Source organism: Phenylobacterium sp. (assembly GCF_035475775.1).
GTDB lineage: Bacteria > Pseudomonadota > Alphaproteobacteria > Caulobacterales > Caulobacteraceae > Phenylobacterium.
Window position 1 is genome coordinate 1 of sequence record NZ_DATIMC010000007.1, and the last position, 18,530, is coordinate 18,530.

Annotated in this window: 16 protein-coding genes and 1 pseudogene; 8 read left to right on the forward strand and 9 right to left on the reverse strand. The window is 70.3% G+C overall.

Translation table 11 applies throughout. The annotated features are described in order from the left end of the window. Both VLI41_RS00975 and VLI41_RS00980 read right to left on the reverse strand, forming a co-directional pair. A pseudogene (locus VLI41_RS00975) lies at nucleotides 1-315 on the reverse strand (flagellin); the annotation flags it as partial. 226 nt (nucleotides 316-541) lie between these two features. Next, nucleotides 542-1,189 carry a J domain-containing protein gene (locus VLI41_RS00980; protein ID WP_325266184.1) on the reverse strand — a complete coding sequence of 216 codons (648 nt, stop codon included), beginning with the start codon at nucleotides 1,187-1,189 and terminating at the stop codon, nucleotides 542-544. Nucleotides 1,190-1,241: 52 nt separating this feature from the next. Between VLI41_RS00980 and VLI41_RS00985 the strand changes: the two genes are divergently transcribed. The 4 genes from VLI41_RS00985 (at nucleotide 1,242) to VLI41_RS01000 (ending at nucleotide 5,306) form a co-directional block, all read left to right on the forward strand. Then, nucleotides 1,242-1,514 carry a BolA family protein gene (locus tag VLI41_RS00985; RefSeq protein WP_325266185.1) on the forward strand — a complete coding sequence of 91 codons (273 nt, stop codon included), beginning with the start codon at nucleotides 1,242-1,244 and terminating at the stop codon, nucleotides 1,512-1,514. Nucleotides 1,515-1,597: 83 nt separating this feature from the next. Continuing rightward, nucleotides 1,598-2,104: a 2Fe-2S iron-sulfur cluster-binding protein gene (locus VLI41_RS00990; RefSeq protein ID WP_325266186.1), complete on the forward strand. Its 507-nt coding sequence runs from the start codon at nucleotides 1,598-1,600 to the stop codon at nucleotides 2,102-2,104. Beyond that, nucleotides 2,101-3,051, forward strand: coding sequence for a xanthine dehydrogenase family protein subunit M (locus tag VLI41_RS00995; protein ID WP_325266187.1), 951 nt, complete (start codon nucleotides 2,101-2,103; stop codon nucleotides 3,049-3,051). Before VLI41_RS00990 ends, VLI41_RS00995 begins: the two co-directional genes overlap by 4 nt. Continuing rightward, on the forward strand, nucleotides 3,048-5,306 hold the full coding sequence (locus VLI41_RS01000; RefSeq protein ID WP_325266188.1) for a xanthine dehydrogenase family protein molybdopterin-binding subunit: 2,259 nt from the start codon (nucleotides 3,048-3,050) through the stop codon (nucleotides 5,304-5,306). The genes VLI41_RS00995 and VLI41_RS01000 overlap by 4 nt, the downstream gene beginning before the upstream one ends. Here VLI41_RS01000 and VLI41_RS01005 read toward each other — a convergent pair. The 4 genes from VLI41_RS01005 to VLI41_RS01020 form a co-directional block, all read right to left on the reverse strand. Further along, complete coding sequence (locus tag VLI41_RS01005) at nucleotides 5,303-5,677, reverse strand: response regulator (RefSeq protein WP_414692512.1); 375 nt, start codon at nucleotides 5,675-5,677, stop codon at nucleotides 5,303-5,305. The two genes, VLI41_RS01000 and VLI41_RS01005, sit on opposite strands and share 4 nt — an antisense overlap. A gap of 177 nt (nucleotides 5,678-5,854) precedes the next feature. Continuing rightward, nucleotides 5,855-7,132 (reverse strand): HlyC/CorC family transporter, encoded by a 1,278-nt coding sequence (locus VLI41_RS01010; protein WP_325266189.1) that lies wholly within the window; start codon nucleotides 7,130-7,132, stop codon nucleotides 5,855-5,857. Beyond that, nucleotides 7,129-8,241, reverse strand: a complete 1,113-nt coding sequence (gene aroB / locus VLI41_RS01015; protein WP_325266190.1) for a 3-dehydroquinate synthase — start codon at nucleotides 8,239-8,241, stop codon at nucleotides 7,129-7,131. The genes VLI41_RS01010 and aroB overlap by 4 nt, the downstream gene beginning before the upstream one ends. Then, nucleotides 8,238-8,786 carry a shikimate kinase gene (locus tag VLI41_RS01020; protein WP_325266191.1) on the reverse strand — a complete coding sequence of 183 codons (549 nt, stop codon included), beginning with the start codon at nucleotides 8,784-8,786 and terminating at the stop codon, nucleotides 8,238-8,240. Before VLI41_RS01020 ends, aroB begins: the two co-directional genes overlap by 4 nt. Before the next feature lie 66 nt (nucleotides 8,787-8,852). On the opposite strand from VLI41_RS01020, the gene VLI41_RS01025 reads away from it, so the two are divergent. Together VLI41_RS01025 and VLI41_RS01030 are read left to right on the forward strand one after the other, a co-directional pair. Beyond that, on the forward strand, nucleotides 8,853-10,151 hold the full coding sequence (locus tag VLI41_RS01025) for a hypothetical protein (RefSeq protein ID WP_325266192.1): 1,299 nt from the start codon (nucleotides 8,853-8,855) through the stop codon (nucleotides 10,149-10,151). Continuing rightward, entirely contained in the window at nucleotides 10,148-11,077 is a 930-nt protein-coding gene (locus tag VLI41_RS01030; RefSeq protein ID WP_325266193.1) for a tyrosine recombinase, read from the forward strand. The genes VLI41_RS01025 and VLI41_RS01030 overlap by 4 nt, the downstream gene beginning before the upstream one ends. A gap of 32 nt (nucleotides 11,078-11,109) precedes the next feature. Here VLI41_RS01030 and VLI41_RS01035 read toward each other — a convergent pair whose 3' ends face one another. After that, entirely contained in the window at nucleotides 11,110-11,946 is an 837-nt protein-coding gene (locus VLI41_RS01035) for a YMGG-like glycine zipper-containing protein (protein WP_325266194.1), read from the reverse strand. Between the two features lie 260 nt (nucleotides 11,947-12,206). Here VLI41_RS01035 and VLI41_RS01040 point away from each other — a divergent pair, with 260 nt between their 5' ends. Next, nucleotides 12,207-13,169: an acetyl-CoA carboxylase carboxyltransferase subunit alpha gene (locus tag VLI41_RS01040; RefSeq protein ID WP_325266195.1), complete on the forward strand. Its 963-nt coding sequence runs from the start codon at nucleotides 12,207-12,209 to the stop codon at nucleotides 13,167-13,169. A 109-nt stretch (nucleotides 13,170-13,278) separates the two neighbouring features. Further along, nucleotides 13,279-14,277, forward strand: a complete 999-nt coding sequence (locus VLI41_RS01045) for an NAD(P)H-dependent flavin oxidoreductase (RefSeq protein ID WP_414692513.1) — start codon at nucleotides 13,279-13,281, stop codon at nucleotides 14,275-14,277. A gap of 114 nt (nucleotides 14,278-14,391) precedes the next feature. Here the strand turns inward: VLI41_RS01045 and VLI41_RS01050 are convergent, their stop codons facing one another. Beyond that, nucleotides 14,392-17,403, reverse strand: coding sequence for a TonB-dependent receptor domain-containing protein (locus VLI41_RS01050; protein WP_325266197.1), 3,012 nt, complete (start codon nucleotides 17,401-17,403; stop codon nucleotides 14,392-14,394). Nucleotides 17,404-17,671: 268 nt separating this feature from the next. Beyond that, nucleotides 17,672-18,530 (reverse strand): beta-eliminating lyase-related protein (locus VLI41_RS01055; protein ID WP_325266198.1); only part of this gene is annotated, 859 nt, incomplete at its 5' end.

An 18,530-nucleotide genomic window follows, 5' to 3' on the forward strand; every position in this document is an offset into this window, starting at 1 on the left:
GACGCCGGCGTCGGAGGCCGCCAGGGCCTTCTGGCGCATCTGGTTGAGGATGTCGGTGAGCTGCGAGCCCGCCTGCAGGGTGGTGTCGAGGACCGACTTGCCGTTGTTCAGCGAGTTGGTCACCGCGTCCAGCGAGGAGGCTTGGGCCTTTTCCGTCTGGGCGATGGCCCAGATGGCGCCGTTGTCCTTGGCGCTGCCGATCTTCAGGCCGGTGTTCACCCGGTTTTGGGTTTCGGCCAGCGCCTCCTGCGTCGCGCTCAGGCTCTGCAGCGCGATCATCGCGGCGACGTTGGTGTTGATCGAATTCATGGTCATCGAGAGAGGTCCCATTCTCAGGTCCGGCGTCGTTCTGACGTCGGGGGCGTTTTGCCCGTCCGGACCGCACGCAAGCTGCGGACCGCCCATCTCCCGCTGATTTGATTCAGCTTTTCCCGTCTCCGTTCGAGGCGCCCGGCGGAACTTGCCGGGCCGGGTGGGCAGGATCGACTCGGCGCCCGGCAAGAGCTGCCGCGCCGGGCGCGCCCGCCGAGCCCTCTCGGGGCTAGACCATGCCGGCCTTGCGCAGCGCCTGATAGGCCCGGATCACCTTCTGCAGGCGGTGCTCGCCGGCCCGGTCGCCGCCGTTGGCGTCGGGGTGCAGCCGGCGCACGAGCTCGGTGTAGCGGCCGCGGATCCGGGTCCCGTCGGCGTTTTCCTCAAGATCGAGCTCGGCGAGCGCGTTCCGCTCCAGCTTGCCGAGGCTGCGCTCTTCCGGCTCAGGCCTGGGTCGCGCGCCGCCGTGGCCGAACAGATTGAACGGGTCCCGATAGCCTTCGCCCCGGGCGAAGCGATGCTGGAAGGCCGCCGCCTCGCGGCTGAAGCGGCCAGCCTTCATGTCCCAGGTCGGGCGCCCGCCGGTGAAGAACTCGTTGTGCTGGAAGGCGCGCACTTCGCCATCGCTCATTCCGGCGAAGAAGTTCCAGTTGCGATTGTACTCGGCGGCGTGCTGCTGACAGAACCAGTAGTGCTCGTTCAGCAGCTCGCGGGACTTCGGCGCCCGCGCCGTCGCCGCGAGCCGGCAACCCGGATGATCGCAGGCCCGCTCCCCGGGCTTCAGCGCATTGACGTCGTCCTCGCGCGGCTCATCGGTCCGGGGCGGGCGCACCCGGATGTCGACGAACTTGGGCTTGTATTGAAACGCGCCGGCCATGGGCCAAGTATGGAGGCAGAAAACCCCTGTTCAAGAATTGAAGATGCCGCTGATGGGCGCCATACTCGAAGCGATCCACGACAAGCTGACCGCCGCCTTCCAGCCCGACCGGCTGGAGCTCGAAGACGATTCCGCCCGCCACGCCGGCCATGCCGGCGCGCGGCCCGGCGGGGAGAGCCACTTCAATGTCACCATCATCGCCGAGGCGTTCCGCGGGAAACCGAGAGTGGCGCGCCAGCGGATGGTCCATCGGGCGCTCGCCGAGGAGCTGGCCGGTCCGGTGCACGCACTTTCGGTCAAGGCTCTGGCGCCGGGCGAGAGCTAGCGTCTAGACTAAACGCTTGTTTGAAGCGCCGCCGTCGGTCAAGCGTGACCGGGCGGCGCGTTCCGGGTCGAAGAGGGGCAGGCTTGAAGACCACGATCACCGTCAATGGCGCGACGCGGGCGCTCGACCTCGATCCGCGCACCACCCTGCTCGACGCGCTTCGCGAGCACCTGCATCTCACCGGCTCCAAGAAAGGTTGCGACCACGGCCAGTGCGGGGCCTGCACGGTGCTGGTGAACGGGCTGCGCATCAATTCCTGCCTGTCGCTGGCGGTCATGCACGATGGCGACGAGGTCACCACGATCGAGGGCCTTGGGAGCCCCGAGACGCTGCATCCCATGCAGCAGGCGTTCCTGACGGAAGACGCCTTCCAATGCGGCTACTGCACGCCTGGACAGATCTGCTCGGCCGTGGCGCTCCTACGGGAGGTGGAGGCCGGCTGGCCCAGCCAGGCCACGGCGGACCTCACCGGCAAGGTCGTGCTCAGCGACGAGGAGATCCGCGAGCGGATGAGCGGCAACATCTGCCGCTGCTCGGCCTATCCGCAGATCGTCGCGGCCATCAAGCGCGCCGCGGAGGCGCTGGCATGAGGCCGTTCACCTATGAGCGGGCCCGTGATCCGCAGAGCGCGGTCAAGGCGGCGGCGGAGACCGCGGGCGCCCGGTTCCTGGCGGGCGGCACCAACCTCTTGGACCTGATGAAGCTGGAGATCGAGACCCCGCAGCATCTGATCGATGTCGGCCGCCTGCCGCTCGGGCAGATCGAGGACGCGCCCGACGGCGGCCTGAAGATCGGGGCCATGACCAGCAACACCCAGGTCGCCGCCGACGCCCGCGTGCGCTCGCGCTATCCGGTGCTGACCCAGGCGATCGTGGCCGGCGGCTCGCCGCAGCTGCGCAACAAGGCGACCACCGGCGGCAATCTCTTGCAGCGGACCCGCTGCGCCTATTTCTACGACACCTCCAAGCCCTGCAACAAACGCCAGCCGGGCTCCGGTTGCGGGGCGCTGGAAGGACTGAACCGCAACGCCGCCATCCTCGGCGCGAGCCACGCCTGCATCGCCACGCATCCCTCGGACATGGCCGTCGCGCTGGTGGCCCTGGACGCCCGCGTGGAGACGCTCGCGCCCGACGGGGACGGCCGCGAGTTCCCGCTGATGGAGCTGCACCGCCTGCCTGGCGAGACGCCGGAGGTGGAGACACACCTGATTCCCGGCGAGCTGATCACGGCCATCGTCCTGCCGCCGCCGCCCGACGGCGGACAGCTCTACCGCAAGGTCCGCGACCGGGCGTCCTACGCCGCGGGGCTCTCGAGCGTCGCCGTCGCCGGCGACCGCGTCGCGCTCGGCATGGTCGCCCACAAGCCCTGGCGCGCCGCCGAGGCCGAAGCCGCGCTGAGCGCGGGCGCATCGCCGGACGAGGCGATGGCCGCCGAGCTGGAGGCGGCCAGCGAGACCGGCCGCAACGGCTTCAAGATCACGCTCACGGCCCGCCTCGGCGCGGCCACGATCGCCGAAGCGAAGGGAATCCGCCGATGAGCTCCGTCGCCGACTATGCGCATCCCAATCCCGTCACAGAGAACCGTTCGGGCCTGATCGGAAAGGCGGTCGACCGCTACGAGGGGCCGCTGAAGGTCACCGGCTCGGCGCCCTACGCCTACGAGGTGACGCCGCCCAGTCCGCCGGCCTACGGGATCATGGTGCCCGCCGCGATCGCCCGCGGCCGGATCGTGGGCGTCGACGCGACGGCGGCGCAAGCCTCGCCAGGGGTCCTCGCGGTGTGGACCCACCTCAATGTCCCCGAGCAGGCGCCGCGCGGGACCCGCGTCCATCCGCGCTCCACGGCGCCTTCCAGGCCGGTGCTGGAGGACGACCGCGTCCGCTTCTTCGGCCAGCCTGTCGCCTTCGTGCTCGCCGACACCCTGGAGAACGCCCAGGCCGCCGCCCTGCTGGTGAAGCTCGCCTACGACGCCGAGACGCCCGACGTCGACTTCCACGGCCAGCTCGCCAAGGCCGAGATGCCGCCCGGCGAAGAGGACGTCGAGATCGGCGACTTCGCCAAGGGCTTCGCCGAAGCCCCGGTGAAGCTCGATGCGACCTGGTCCACGCCCATCCAGAACCACTGCCAGATGGAACCCTGCGCCTCGATCGCCTGGTGGGAGGGCGACAAGTGCGTCGTCCACACCTCCGTCCAGATGGTGAAGCCCGCCCAGCATGGCCTCGCCGAGACGCTGAAGATCGACCGGGACGCCGTCCACCTGATGACCCGCTACATCGGCGGCGGCTTCGGCGGGAAGGGACAGACCTACGACGACATCACCCTCGCCGCCCTCGGGGCGCGCGCCCTGGGCCGGCCGGTGAAGGTCGCCTACAGCCGCCAGCACATGATGCACGGCACGATCCACCGTCCGGCGACGGTGCAGCGCGTCCGTCTCGGCGCGACCAAGGACGGCCGCCTCACCGCCATGTCGATCATGACCACGACGCACTGCCAGCGGGACGGCCATTTCACCGAGCACGCCTCCAACTTCGCCCGCAGCCTCTATGCGGCGCCCAACCGGCTGACCGGTCACCGGCTCATCCACCTCGATCTGCCGGGCGCCGGACCCATGCGCGCGCCGGGCGAGGCCTCGGGCATGCTCAGCCTCGAATGCGCCATGGACGAGCTCGCCGAGACCCTCGGCATCGACCCGGTCGAGCTGCGCATCAAGAACGAGCCCGAGGCGGACCCGGAAACCGGCAAGCCCTTTTCCCTGCGCCAGCTCGTCCGCTGCATGAGGGAAGGCGCCCAGTTGTTCGGCTGGGATCGGCGCCATCCGAGACCCGGTCAGGCTCGCGACGGCCGATGGAGCATCGGCATGGGCATGGCGGCGGCGATCCGCGGCAACTTCCTGCTGCCGGCGAAGGCGAGCTTCTCCGTCGACCGTGACGGCGTGATCACCGTGCGGCAGGGCATGACAGACATCGGCACCGGCTCCTACACGGTGCTGGCCCAGATCGCCGCCGAGACCCTGGGCGTGCCGCTCAAGGACGTGCGCGTGGAGATCGGCGATTCCGAGCTGCCGCCGGCCCCCGGCTCGGGCGGCCAGTTCGGCGCCGCGACGGCGGGCACGGCGGCGCTCGCGGCCGGGATGAATCTGCGCGCCGCGATCGCCGAGCTCGCCGCCAACGATCCCGCCTCGCCCCTGCACGGCGGTCCGACCGAGGCGGTGAGCTTCCAGGACGGCGTCATCGCCATCGCCAACCGCTCCGAGAGCCTGGCCGCTCTGATCGCCCGCGCCGCCCCCGAGGGCCTGACCGTCGAAGGCGAGCACCGTCCGGCGGCCGACGCCCGCAACTGGAGCCAGCACACCTATGGCGCGCACTTCTGCGAGGTGGGCGTCGATCAGGTCACCGGCGAGACCCGCGTGCGGCGCATGCTGGGCGTGTTCGCAGCCGGGCGGATCATCAACTACAAGACCGCGCGTTCGCAGCTCACCGGCGGCATGATCTGGGGCGTCGCCTCGGCGCTGACCGAAGGCAACGCCGTCGACCCCCGCTACGGCTCGCTGGTGAACCAGGACCTCGCCAGCTATCTGGTGCCGGTGCAGGCCGACATCGGCGAGCTCGACGCCATCATGCTCGACGAGGCCGACGACAAGGCCAATCCCATGGGCATCAAGGGCGTCGGCGAGCTCGGCATCTCCGGGGCGGGCGCGGCGGTGGCCAACGCCATCTACAACGCCGTCGGCGTGCGCGTGCGCGACTATCCGATCACGCCTGACAAGCTGCTTGGCGCGATGCTGGCGGGCTAATCCACGGCGGCTTGCAGTTCGCCCAGTATGCGGGCGAGGTCGCCTTCGCGGAACGGCTTCTGCAGCACCGGCGAGCCCCGGTCCACCTCGCGCAGGCCGGCGTCGCCGTAGCCGGTGGCGAACGCGAACGGCCGGCCGCGCTCGCGCAACAGGTCGGCGACCGGGAAGATCGGCTGGCCGCCGAGGTTCACGTCCAGCACGGCGCAGTCGATGTCGGCGTCCCTGGCGAGCGCCATCGCCTCGTCGAGCCGCGAGGCCGGCCCCACCACCAGGCAGCCGAGCTCGCCCAGCATGTCCTCGATCAGCATCGAGACCATCATCTCGTCTTCCACGACGAGCACCCGCAGGCCGTCCAGTTTCAGGTCAATCATTCGGTCGACTCCGGATTCGACTGGCGGCTGCGGCAAGGCAGCCGATCGAGGCTTGACGATGGTGAGGCCCCTCGCTCGCGCCGCCGCAGCGTCCCTGGGTTCCATTTCTGAAGGGCGATCCCCCGATCACGCAAGCTTGGCTAAACGCAATTCCTGCGGCCGAGGTTCCGAACGCGCCTAGTCGGCGGCCGCCGCCGGCGGCGAGATCTGCAGGCGCGTGATCTGATTGCCCTTGCGCTCGGTCACCTGCACCTGGTGACCGAACACCCGGAAGCTCTGGCCGACGTCCGGGATGGTCTGCGCCTCGTTGATCAGCAGGCCCGCCACGGTCACCGCCTCGTCGTCCGGCAGGTCCCAGTTCATGGCGCGGTTGAGCTCGCGGATGGTCACCGCCCCATCCACCGAGACCGAGCCGTCGGGCCCCGGTCTGACGTCGGCGTCGTCGACGTCGTATTCATCCTCGATCTCGCCCACGATCTCCTCGAGGATGTCCTCGAGGGTGACCAGGCCCGCCAGGGCGCCGTACTCGTCCACCACCAGCGCGAAATGCGTCTTGCGCTTCAGGAAGGCGGCGAGCTGGTCCTTGAGGCTGGTCGTCTCGGGCACGAACCACGGCTCGCGCGCCACGGCGGCGACATCGACCGCGGAGATGTCGCCCTTGGCGTCGGCGATCGCCTGCAGCAGATCCTTCACGTGCAGCACGCCGACGATGTTCTCGGGGTCCTCGCGATAGAGCGGCAGGCGCGTGTGAGGGCTCTTCAGGGCCTCGTCCAGCACCGCGTCCGGCGGCAGGTCCGCATCGATGACGGCGATCGCCTTGCGGTGGACCATCACCTCGCTGACATCGAGCTGGGCGAGGTCGAGCACGCCGCCCAGCATCCAGCGGTCGCGGCTCTCCACCAGGCCTTCGGCGTGGTGGTACTCCACCGCCCCGCGGATCTCCTCATGGGCGGCCAGCACATCCATTTCCATGGACATGTTGACCCCGAACAGGCCGAGGGTCTTTCGGATCGCCCATTGGATCGCGTAGATGATCGGCCCGAACGCCTTGACCACGAAATAGGTCGGCCAGGACAGCAGCCGCGCCACCTCGTCCGAGCGCAGGATGGCCAGCGTCTTGGGTAGCACCTCGGCGAACACCAGGACCAGCACGGTCATGACGCCGGTGGCGATGGCGACGCCGAGCGCGCCGGGGATCGTACGGGTGAGCACCTGCGTCGCGAGCGCCGAGGCCAGGATGTTGATCAGGTTGTTGCCGAGCAGCACAGAGCCGATCATCGTCTCCTGGTCGGAGAGCAGCCGGTTGACGCGCCGCGCCGCCCGGTCGCCGTCGCGCTCCAGCTGATGCATGCGCGCCCGGCTCGCGCCGGTCATCGACGTCTCGGCCGCCGAGAACACCGCCGAGAGCGCCAGCAGGCCGAAGATGATCGGGGCGAGCGCGATCAGCGCGGTCATGGCAGCGCCCCTTCGCCAAGCAGGAAGTCGCGCACGAATCCCGCCTCGACATGCTTGGCGACGAACGCCTGGCCGAGGCCGCGCGCCAGGATGAAGGTGAGGCTGCCGCCCTCGGCCTTCTTGTCCTGCGCCATATGGGCGACCAGGGCGTCGGCCGTGAACGGATGTCCGGCCACCTCGGAGAGGCGGGTGGGCAGGCCCGCGGCCGCGATCGCCGCCTCCGCGCGGCGGGCATCCTGGCTCGGGCAGAGGCCCCTGGCGGCGGAGAAGCGGAACGCCATCGCCTGGCCCGCCGCCACCGCCTCGCCGTGCAGCAGGGCTCCGCCGTAGCCGGTCTCCGCCTCCAGCGCATGACCGAAGGTGTGGCCGAGGTTCAGCAGCGCGCGCCGGCCCTGCTCGGTCTCGTCCTCGGCGACGATCCCGGCCTTCATTTCCACGCAACGCGCGACCGCCTGAGCCAGCGCATCGGGGTCCCGGGCCAGGACCTTCGGCGCGTTGGCCTCGAGCCATTCGAAGAAGCCGAAGTCGCCCAGCAGGCCGTATTTGATCACCTCGGCGTAGCCGGCTCGCATCTCGCGCGCGGGCAGGGTGTGCAGCACCTCGATGTCCGCCAGCACCAGCCGCGGCTGGTGGAAGGCGCCGACCAGGTTCTTGCCGGCGGCCACATCGATGGCGGTCTTGCCGCCCACCGAGGAGTCCACCTGGGCCAGCAGGGTGGTGGGGATCTGCACGAATCCGATCCCGCGCTTGTAGATCGCCGCCGCGAAGCCGGCGAGATCGCCGATCACGCCGCCGCCGAAGGCCGCGATCAGGTCGCCGCGATCCAGCTCCAGCGCGAGCAGCCGGTCGATCAGCTCGGCGAGTCCCGCGAAGCTCTTGGCCTGCTCGCCGGGCTTCACCACGACTGTCTGGACAGCCACGCCGGCCGCCCCGAGCGCCGCGGCGAGCCGCGGGCCATGCAGCGGCCAGACCGTCTCGTCGCTGACCACGGCGATGCGCGGGCGTTTCAGCAGAGGCGCGATCCGGGCGCCGGCCTGATCGAGCAGGCCCGGCCCGATCTCCACGTCGTAAGCCCGTTCGCCCAGGCCCACGACGACGCGGCGCGTCATCGCGGATGCTCCTCCAGGAAGGCGGTGAGCGCCCGGATCACCTGCTCTACCGTCACGTGGTGGGCGGAATCGCCGGTCTCCACCACCAGGTCGGCCTCGCCATAGGCCGGATAGCGGGTCTCCGCCTGGCTGCGCAGCACCTCCAGCGGATCCTTGCCGAGCAGCAGCGGGCGGTTGGCCTTGCGTGAGACGCGGCGGGCCAGGACGTCGAGGTCGGCCTTGAGCCAAACGGAGACCGCCCGCAACTTGATCAACTGGCGGGTGTCCGGGTTCATGAACGCGCCGCCGCCGGTCGCCAGCACATGCGGCGGCTGGTCCAGCAGGCGCGCGATCACCCGCCGCTCGCCCTCCCGGAAGGCGGTCTCCCCCAGCTCGGCGAAGATGTCCGGGACGGAGCGTCCCGCCGCGGCTTCGACCTCTGCGTCGGCGTCGCGGAACGGCAGGTTGAGGGCGCTGGCCAGCCTGCGGCCCACGCTCGACTTGCCGACGCCCATCAGGCCGACCAGGGCGATGGTCTTGTGGCGCAGCGGTTCGTAGCGGTCCATGAGCGGCGAAGGCTTACACGAGGCGCCGCGCTCGCGCCAACTTCGCCGCCCAAGTATGCTCGTCTCATGTCCCGAGTCCTTGCGTTTCTCGCCGCTCTCGCGCTCGCTGCGGAGGGCTCCGCCGCGCTGGCGCAGCCCGCCGAACCGATGCCGGCAGCGCCGCCGGGTCCGATCTCAGCGATCCCGCCCGCGCCGCCGCCGCCCGCGGCCACGGTCGCCCCGCCCCCGCCCGTGCAGGTGACCCGGCTCGCCGCGCCCGACGCCTTCTCCACGCCCGGCCGCGAGACCGGCCTGCCGCCCACCCTGTGGCGCGGGACCTCGCTGGCGATCGCCAAGGCCGTGCTGCCGCTGATCGCCCAGCGCCCCCTGCCGCCGGCCGCCGCGGCGCTGGCCCGCCGGGTGCTGGCCACCGGCGCGCCCGGGCCCGAGGGCGCGGGATCCGATCCGGAGCTGACCGCCGCGCGCGCATTGGCGCTGATCGCGCAGGGCGACCCGCAGGCCGCCGCCGCCATCCTCGCGCGCGCGCCCGGGCTCGACCGCGACGCCGAACTCGCCCGCGTCGCCGCCGAAAGCGCGCTGCTGGCGGGCCACGACGCCCGGGCCTGCGGGATCGAGGAGGCGCTGACCTCCGGCCGCGACGACATCTACTGGCTTCGGCTGCGCAGCTACTGCCAGGCGATCGCCGGCAAGACGAGCGAGGCCCAGCTCACCTTCGAGATCGCCCAGGCGCAGGCGAAGGATCCGGTGTTCGCCCGCCTCATGGCCGCCAAGCTGGCCGGCGGCGGCGATCCCGGGCCGCCCTCGCTGCGCAACGGCCTCGACCTGGCGCTCTCCCGCAGCCTCGAGCTCGATCTCTCACAGGCGAAGCCCTCGCCTGCGGTCGCCGCCGCGCTCGCCGAGGGCGCTCCGACGGAGCCGGCGTTCGACCTGGCCGCCGCTCCGCCGGAGCTCGCGGCGACCGCCGCGGCGCTGGTCGGGGCGGGTCCGCTGCCGTCGGCCGAGCTGGAGCGGCTGCTGGATAGCGCCGATGTCCGCGAGCCGCACGCCCGCGCCCGGGCCGAGGCCGCCGCGCTCCTGGCCGCGCCCTTCGCCGAGCCGCTCGGCCCCACGCTCAGGGCGCGGGTCGCGGCCCTGAACGTGCCCGAGGGGCGAGGCTCCGCCGCCCGGCTGATGATCCTGGCCGGCGCGGCCGCCGAGAAGCGTCTGGGCGAGACGGCGCTCGTCGCCCTGTGGCTCGCCGCGGACGCCGGAGCCGCAGGCCTGAGTCCCGGCGAGCGGGCCCTGGTGGTGAGCGCGCTGCGCCGCGCGGGCTTCGATCGCGACGCCCGCGCCTTCGCCCTCGAAGGCCTCCTGGCGCTCAGATGAGCGGGCGGAGCGGCGGCCAGGGCGCGGCCTGGACGGAGGCCTTCCTGGAGATGATGGCGGTCGAGCGAGCCGCCGCCAGGAACACCCTTGTCGCCTACGCCCGCGACCTCGCCGACGCCTCGGGCTTCCTCGCCGCCCGCGGGCGCGACCTCGGCCAGGCCAGCGCCGAAGACGTCGAGGCGTATTTCGCGGCGCTTGGCGCACGGGGCCTTTCCGCCGCCACCGCGGCGCGGCGCCGCTCGGCGGTGCGGCAGTTCTATCGCTTCGTGCTCGGCGAGGGCTGGCGGGCCGACGACCCCTCGCGCCGCGTGGAGGCGCCGAAGCAGGGCCGATCCCTGCCCAAGGTGCTCTCCCGCGAGGAGATGGACCGGCTGATCGCCGCCGCCGGCGCCGGCGAGGCGGCGCAGGGCGTCAGGCTCGCCTGCATGATCGAACTGGCCTACGCCTCCGGCCTGCGGACTTCCGAGCTCACCGGCCTCACCCTCGCCGCCCTGGCGCGCGACCCAGCCTACCTGATCGTCAAGGGCAAGGGCGGCAAGGAGCGACTCGCCCCGCTGAACGAGTCCGCGCGCGCCGCCGTGAAGACCTATCTGGCGGTGCGGCCTGGATTCCTTCCCAGGGGCCAGAAGGCCAACCCGTGGCTGTTCGCGTCCCGCGGCCGGACGGGTCGTCTCACGCCCCGCCGGTTCGCCCAGCTGCTCGACGAAGCGGCCGCTGCAGCGGGAATCGATCCGGCCCGGGTCAGCCCGCACGTCCTGCGCCACGCCTTCGCCACCCATCTGCTGGAGGGCGGCGCGGACCTCAGGGTGGTGCAGACGCTGCTCGGCCACGCCGACATCGCGACCACCCAGATCTACACCCATGTCGCAGACGATCGCCTGCGCGAGGTGGTGGCGACCAAGCACCCGCTGGGCAAGAAGAAATGAGCCCTTCCTTCGATGGGAAGGGCTCGTTCGGATCAGGCGACGATGCGGTAGCGGCCCTCGGCGTCCGGGCAGACCCGCACGTAGCGGTAGTCGCGGCCGTAGGTGTCGACGGGCGCGGGCGCGAGGCGACAGCCCATCCGCTGGTATTCGGCGTAGCGGTTCGAGCGGACGTAGCGGCCCTCGCGGTAAGGGATGGTCTCCTGATAGGTGAAGTACGGCCCGCGCTGGTCGCACCGGTAGCGGTCGTGGGCGTGGCCCACCGCGGCGCCGAGGCCGCCGCCGACCACAGCGCCCAGCACCGAGTTCTCGGTGTGCCGTCCGGGCGCCGAGAGCTGCGAGCCGAGCACCGCGCCGGCCAGGGCGCCGATCGCGCCGCCCGTCACGGTGCCGGAGCTGTCGCAGCGGACCGCCGGGGCGGCGTAGGCGGTGTTGGCGCCGTAGTAGGGCGCTGCCGGCGCGGCGTAGCCGTAGGCGGGCGCGGGCGTCACGTAGTAGGCCCAGTAGCGCTCATCCCAGACCGGGGCCGGGCCATAGAGCCGCGCATATGCGCCATAGCCGTAGCGGGCGTCGTAGTCGGCGCGGGCGCGGTTGTAGTCGGCCAGCCGGCGCTCATATTCCCGCCGGGCCGCCGCATAGTCGGCGCGGTGGGCGTCATAGTCCGAGCGCCGCGATTCGTAGGCCCGTTGCTGCTCCTGGTAGCGCTGCTGGTCCTCCTGGTACTGCGGCGTGGGCTGGTACTGCGGCGGCGGGGACTGGTAGCCCTCGTCGCGCGGATAGTCCTGATAGTTCTGGTAGTTCTGGGCCATGGCCGGGGCCGCCGTCGCGAGCGCCAGCGCAGAGGCCATGCCGACCTTGAACAACGCGTGCATGGGGATTCTCTTGCTCCAAATCTCCTCGAGCGCGGGGTTGCTGTGTCGGGGCATCGTCCGCGCAGATCTCGAAAGCCGCGCCAGGCCGGCCGTCGCTTCCCCCAGGCGTGACGGCGCGGGTCCGGCTCGACCTCGGCCTACAAACTCTCCGGGGGCAACCGGGGTTGCAAAAAGCAAAGCCGTCGGCCGCCCGGCCGGGGTTGTGAGGCGAAGCCTTCCCGCCTAACTTCCGCCGCTTCGTGAACGGCGCAGGGATTTCGATGGCGGTGCAATACCTCGAGTTCGAGCGCCCGATCGCCGATCTCGAAGCCAAGATCGAGGAGCTCTCCAAGCTGTCCGAGACGGCGAGCCCCGGGACCTTCGACGCCGAGATCGAGGCCCTGCGCGCGCGCGCCCAGGACATGCGCCGCGAGGCCTATGCGAATCTCGACGCCTGGCAGAAGACCCAGGTCGCCCGCCACCCCGACCGCCCGCATTTCATCGACTACTGCGCCGCCCTGATCGATGCCTTCGTGGAGTTGAAGGGCGACCGCAAGTTCGCCGACGACCAGGCACTGATCGGCGGCCTGGGCCGATTTCGCGGCCGTCCCGTCGTGGTCATCGGCAACGAGAAGGGCCACGACACGGTCACGCGGGTGAAGCACAACTTCGGCTACGCGCGGCCCGAGGGCTACCGCAAGGCGGTGCGCCTGATGGAGCTCGCCGAACGCTTCCACCTGCCGGTGATCAGCCTCGTCGACATCGCCGGCGCCTATCCCGGCGTCGCCTCCGAGGAGCGCGGCGTCGCCGAGGCGATCGCCCGCTCGACCGAGATGTGCCTGATGCTGGGGGTGCCCAATGTGGCGGTGATCACCGGCGAGGGCGGCTCCGGCGGGGCCATCGCCATCGCCGCGGCCAACCGGGTGCTGATCCTGGAGCATGCGATCTATTCGGTGATCACGCCGGAGGGGGCCAATTCGATCATCTGGCGCGGCTCGCGCACGCCGGCCGACGCGGCGCGGGCGATGAAGATCTCCGCCCAGGACCTGCTGGGCATGAAGATCGTCGACCGGATCGTCCCGGAGCCGCCCGGTGGGGCGCATTCCGATCCCGCCGCGGCCATGGCCGCCGTCGCCGACGCGATCGAAGACGAGCTGAGGGCGCTGGAGGGCCTCTCGGCTGACGAGCTGCGCAAGCAGCGCGCGGCCCGCTTCTACGCGATCGGCCGCGAAGGCCTGTCGTAAATCGCGGTTGCTTGACGCTGCGTCCTCGGTTTCAACTGACTTCAAACAACCGTTCGTCAGCGGCGTGACCTCGCCGGCCTGGGCGCGCGCCTCGCAGGAGACAGAGTTGATGATCAGGACCCGCATCACCGAGATGTTCGGCGTCGAGACCCCCGTGGTCATGGGAGGCATGACCGGCGTGGGCTATGCGCCCCTGGTCGCCGCGGTGGCCAACGCCGGCGCGCTCGGCTTCATCACCGCCCACCACTCGCAATCGGCGGAGGAGCTGGAGAAGGAAATCCAGCGCTGTCGCGACCTCACCGACAAGCCGTTCGGCGTGAACCTGACGCTGCTGCCGTCGCTGAACCCGATCCCCTATGACGAATACCGGCGTGCGATCATCGAGAGCGGCATCAAGATCGTCGAGACGGCGGGCCGCGCGCCGACCGACCACCTGCCCGACTTCAAGGCCAATGGCGTCAAGGTGATCCACAAGTGCACGTCCGTCCGCCACTCGGTCTCGGCGGTGAAGCACGGCGTCGACGTGGTCTCCATCGACGGCTTCGAGTGCGCCGGCCACCCCGGCGAGGACGATGTCGGGCTGATCGTGCTGCTGCCCGCCACGGTGGACGCCATCGACGTGCCGGTGATCGCCTCGGGCGGCATGGCAGACGGCCGCAGTCTCGCAGCGGCGCTGATGCTGGGCGCCGATGCGATCAACATGGGCACCCGCTTCATGGCCACGAGGGAGTGCGCGATCCACGACAACGTGAAGCAGAAGATCGTCGAGAACACCGAGCGCGACACCCTGCTCACCAACCGCACGCTGCGCAACACCAGCCGGGTGGCGCGCAACGCCGTCTCCGAGGAGGTGGTCCGCATCCAGCAGGATCCGACCAAGACGATCGACGACGTCCGCCACCTGGTGGCGGGCGTGCGCGGCCGCACCAACGTGATGGGCGCCGGCGACACCGACGGCGGCATCTGGACCGTCGGCCAGAGCCAGGGCCTGATCCACGACATCCCGAGCTGCGCGGAGATGGTGAAGAACATCATGCGCCAGGCCGAGCAGACCCTGACCAAGAACGCCGCCAAGATCGTCTCGGAGCGGGTCAAGACGCCGGCCTGAGGCGAAGCTCCAGACCAGCCGTCAAGACGAAGGGCCGCCGGCTCTGGCCGACGGCCCTTGGCCTTGCTCCCCCATGCGCCGCGGCGGAAGACGTCCGCCGCGGATCTCCCCCGATCAGTGACGCCAGGTCGCGCCGACGAAGAAGTACCGGCCGACCTGGTCGTAGGTGCCGATGCCGACGGTCGGGAACGGCGGCTGCTTGTCTAGGATATTGTCCACGCCAGCCCGCAGCGTGATGTCGTGCGGGAACTTGTACTGCGCCGTGAGGTCGTGGGTGTAGTAATCGCCCACGCTCAGGATATTGCGGTTCTCTATCGTGAAGGTCCGATCGAACAACGAGTGCTGGATGAAGTGAGTCGTCCAGGTGACCCGCAGGTTCTCGTAGGTGTAGCGGACGTTCAGCAGGTACTTCCAGCGCGCGCTGCCGATGGTGCCTTCGGTGTCGCTGAGGTCAAAGCCCGTGCCCGACACGGAGGTCTTCAGCCTGCGGGTGTGGAAGACATTCCAGTCGACGCCCAGGTTCCCGAGGTCGCGGCCGGTGTGCACGCCGGGCAGGTCGTCGATGTCATGGCTGTAGCTGAGCTCGTAGGTGTCGCCTGCGAAGTTGGTGAAGCCGGCGTTCACGAAGCCGGCGTTCACCGTGGTGATCTGGCCGGTCGCATCGCGCACGAAGCGGCTGCAGACGTCGGCCGGATGCGATGGCGAGTCGAAGCAGGTCGACAGGATCGAGGTGGCGTTGAAGTTCACGATCGCGTTGGTCAGGTCGATGTGCACGTAGTCCCAGGCGAGCGCCAGGCCCGGCACGAAGCGCGGCTGGAACACGACGCCGTAGGTCCAGGACTTGCCTTCCTCGTTCTTGAGGTTGGGATTGCCGCTGGTGGTGATCGGCTGCGAAGCCACCTGGATCGTCGACTTGAAGCCATTGAGCGTCGCGCCCAGCTTGGCGAAGTCAGCGGCGCAGTTGGCCGCGCGGGTCTTCGGATTGGGCCCGGCGTTGATGTTCGCCACATCGCAGGGGTCGGTCGCCAAGCTGAACGCCGTCGAAGCCGGCAGGAACAGCTCGGTGATCGCCGGCGCCCGGAAGGTCTTGGACCGGCTCGCGCGGAAGGTGATGTCCTCGATCGGGGAGTAGCGGCCGCCGAAGGACCAGGCTTCGTTCTTGCCGGCGAGCGAGTTGTCCACCTTGCGGTAGGCGCCTTCGAACTCCAGCTTCTGGCCCGCCCAGATCGGGCTGAACTCGCCGCCCAACACCGGCAGCAGGCTCTCCACGTAGTACTCGTTGGTGTTGTAGGAGCCCGCCGCCGGCGGGATCGGCACCGAACGTCCGACGCCGAGACGCGCATTCTCGTTGGGCGTGAACGACGCCTCTTCCCGGCGGTGCTCGTAGCCGAGGTTGAAGCCCCAGTTGCCCGCCGGCAGCTTCCAGATCGTGCCCGTCAGGTTGGCTTCGAGGTCGTCCTGGGTGTCCTTGTCGTCGCTGCGGAACTCGGCGTCGATGAACTTCAGCGCTGCGGCGCTGGGCGCGCCCTGGCCGAACAGGTTCAGCGGCTGACAGCCGTTGCCCGGATTGGTCAGGGTGGAGCGGCAGACGATCTGGCCGGTGGTCTGGTCCTTCACCGCGTCGACCGCCAGGGCGAAGTTCGCCTGGTTGATGCCGGGGCTGATGAAGAACGCCTTGGTTTGGCCGTGGCTGGCGGTGACGTTCCAGGTGAAATCACGGTCCAGGGCGTTGAAATCGCCTTCGGCGGTCGCCGAGGCGTCGTAGGCCTTGGTCTCCGACTTCACCGTCGAGAGCCCCACGATGTCGGTGGAGGCCCGCGCCAGGAAGAAGCTGCTGGCTCCGGCCGGCAGCGAGGCGACGATGTTCTGCCGCGCCTGGGCGGTCAGGAACGGATTGTCGATGCTGATCGCCAGGTTGCCGGAGAGGCCGCCGAACAGGGCCGACTGGAAGATCGGCTGGTTCGCCGGGGCGGTGGACTTGTCGTCGGACAGGAACACCGTGGCGTGCAGCCGGATGTGCGGCGTGAGCTCGTAACGCGCGATGAATTGGCCGAGCTTGCGGTGCACCGGCGTCTCGAGCGAGGTCAGCGGCGCGAGGTTCAGGCCCTGGCCGCCGGAGGCGATCGAGGGCTGGAAGAAGGTGCCCGGATTGTAAGGAATGAGCGTGCCGTCGGGCGCGAACTGGGCCGGCACCCTCTGGCCCGGATTGTTGGGGTCCGGCACCGTCACCAGGGCGCCCAGGCTGAAGGTGTTGCGGGTGAAGCCGACGCCGCCCTGGGTCAGCTCGGGCACCCGGCGGTTCGCGATCAGGATATTCGCGGGGATGCCGTCGCTCGAACTGGTGTTCGCCGGGTTCGCGGCGAAGCTGAACTGAGCGGCGGTCTCCGGCCGCTGCGTCTGGACGAGCGAGCCGGTCTTGTCGAGCTCGAAGTCGATGGCGAGGTTCAGCTTGCCATCCAGGAAATCGTGCCCCACGGCCGCAGTGATGTGGCTGGTCGGGTAGTCGTGGCGGGAGGATTCGCCGTACTGGCCGTCGAGCAGGATGCCTTCGAAGTGGTCCTTGTAGATCAGGTTCACGACGCCTGCGATCGCGTCTGAGCCATAGACCGCGGCGCCGGTGGCCGGGACCTCTTCCACACGGTCCAGGAAGGCGGTCGGCAGCTGGTTCAGGTCGACCTGGTTGCCCGGGCTCGAGCCGCTGAACAGGGTGGCCGCCTGGGAGGAGACGAAGCGGCGGCCGTTGACCAGGGTGAGCGTGCGCTGCGAACCCAGGTTGAACAGGTCGACGAAGTTGCGCCCGGTGCCGAACGAGCCCTGCGCCCCGGCGGGGGTGATGCTGCCCTGCATGGCCGGCAGGTCGTTCACCGCATTGGCGATGTTGGTGATGCCCTTGTCCCGCAGGTATTGGCCGGTCACCATCGCGACCGGCTTGTCGGAGGTCAGGTCCGGCCTCGGAATGCGCGAGCCGGTGACCACGATCTCGGACACGTCCACGCCGCCGGCGCCGGTCGGAGGCGGATTGGCCGGCGCCGCCTGAGCGTGCGCGAAGGTGGGCGCAGCCAGGCTGATCGCCGCGGCCGACGCCAGAAGAACCGGGCGCAGCATGGCCCTGGTGTTGCTCTGCATGTTTGACGTCCCCAAGCCTGCTTTGTTGCGCGCGCCGATGCTCGGCGCGGCCCGTCTATTCGCGGCGCCCCTGTGGAGACCAGGCCCCCAACTCTTGCCGCACGAGCTGACGAGGGCGTCACGTTCTCACGCGCACGTCAACCTCGCAACACAATCGCGCCGCAATCTCACGGCGACCGGCGGATTTGCCCCCAATTTTCGAGCGAAGTGCGCCCTGGTTGCCACACTATGGCGAAGACGCGCAAAGTCGAACCTTCACCACGGGCGCTCAGGCGATCGCCTTCAGCGCCTCGCCCAGCATCTCGACCGCCTCGGCGGTGGTCGCCCACGAGCACATGAAGCGCACCGTGCCGTCGAGGAAGCGGTAGGCGAACCAGCCGCTCGCGTGCAGGCGCTCGAGGGTGGGCTCGTCCATCTCCACGAAGACACCGTTCGCCTCGACCGGGTGGCAGACCGGGAACGGCGTCAGCGCCCCAAGCTTCTTGGCCATGGCGTTGGCGTGGGCGGCGTGGCGGATGAGCGCGCCGTCCTCGAGCATGCCCTCGAACGGCGCGGCGTAGAACCGTCCCTTCGAGGGCAGCTGCCCGGCCTGCTTCAGCCGGGCGTCGAACCGGCGCGCAAGCGCGCGGTCGAAGATCGCCACGGCTTCCGAGGGGGGCATGCCCGCCTTCGTCCCGCCGACCACCAGCAGGTCCACGCCCAGGCCCTTTATGCCCTTCAGATCGAAGCCTGCGGCCGCAGCGTTGGCGAGCCGCGCGCCATCCAGGTGCACGCCGTAGCCCTTGGCCCTCACGGGCGCGATCAGCGCCTCGAGTTCGCGGGCCGAATAGACGGTCCCGTATTCCGTGGCGTTGGTCAGCGACAGGGCCGCCGGAGACTGGCGATAGGAGACGTCCGGCGCCGCCAGCGGCTCGCCGAGCGCCGCCGGATCGATCTTGCCTGACCGCCCCGGCAGCCGGATCAGGCCGAGCCCCTGGCCGAAGAAGCCGGGCGCGCCGGTCTCGTCGGTGCACACGTGGGCGTGCTCGTGCGCCAGCACCGCCTCGAACGGCCGGCAGAGCGCCGCCAGCGAGAGCGCGTTGGCCGCCGTGCCCGAAGCCACGAACCGCACCTCGGCGTCGGCGTCC

Bases quoted from the DNA above. Each gene is read 5' to 3' on its own strand.
- VLI41_RS00980 (WP_325266184.1), bottom strand. From the start codon at position 1,189: ATGGCCGGCGCGTTTCAATACAAGCCCAAGTTCGTCGACATCCGGGTG.
- VLI41_RS00985 (WP_325266185.1), top strand. From the start codon at position 1,242: ATGGGCGCCATACTCGAAGCGATCCACGACAAGCTGACCGCCGCCTTC.
- VLI41_RS00995 (WP_325266187.1), top strand. From the start codon at position 2,101: ATGAGGCCGTTCACCTATGAGCGGGCCCGTGATCCGCAGAGCGCGGTC.
- VLI41_RS01000 (WP_325266188.1), top strand. From the start codon at position 3,048: ATGAGCTCCGTCGCCGACTATGCGCATCCCAATCCCGTCACAGAGAAC.
- VLI41_RS01005 (WP_414692512.1), bottom strand. From the start codon at position 5,677: ATGATTGACCTGAAACTGGACGGCCTGCGGGTGCTCGTCGTGGAAGAC.
- VLI41_RS01010 (WP_325266189.1), bottom strand. From the start codon at position 7,132: ATGACCGCGCTGATCGCGCTCGCCCCGATCATCTTCGGCCTGCTGGCG.
- aroB (WP_325266190.1), bottom strand. From the start codon at position 8,241: ATGACGCGCCGCGTCGTCGTGGGCCTGGGCGAACGGGCTTACGACGTG.
- VLI41_RS01020 (WP_325266191.1), bottom strand. From the start codon at position 8,786: ATGGACCGCTACGAACCGCTGCGCCACAAGACCATCGCCCTGGTCGGC.
- VLI41_RS01025 (WP_325266192.1), top strand. From the start codon at position 8,853: ATGTCCCGAGTCCTTGCGTTTCTCGCCGCTCTCGCGCTCGCTGCGGAG.
- VLI41_RS01030 (WP_325266193.1), top strand. From the start codon at position 10,148: ATGAGCGGGCGGAGCGGCGGCCAGGGCGCGGCCTGGACGGAGGCCTTC.
- VLI41_RS01035 (WP_325266194.1), bottom strand. From the start codon at position 11,946: ATGCACGCGTTGTTCAAGGTCGGCATGGCCTCTGCGCTGGCGCTCGCG.
- VLI41_RS01040 (WP_325266195.1), top strand. From the start codon at position 12,207: ATGGCGGTGCAATACCTCGAGTTCGAGCGCCCGATCGCCGATCTCGAA.
- VLI41_RS01045 (WP_414692513.1), top strand. From the start codon at position 13,279: ATGATCAGGACCCGCATCACCGAGATGTTCGGCGTCGAGACCCCCGTG.
- VLI41_RS01050 (WP_325266197.1), bottom strand. From the start codon at position 17,403: ATGCAGAGCAACACCAGGGCCATGCTGCGCCCGGTTCTTCTGGCGTCG.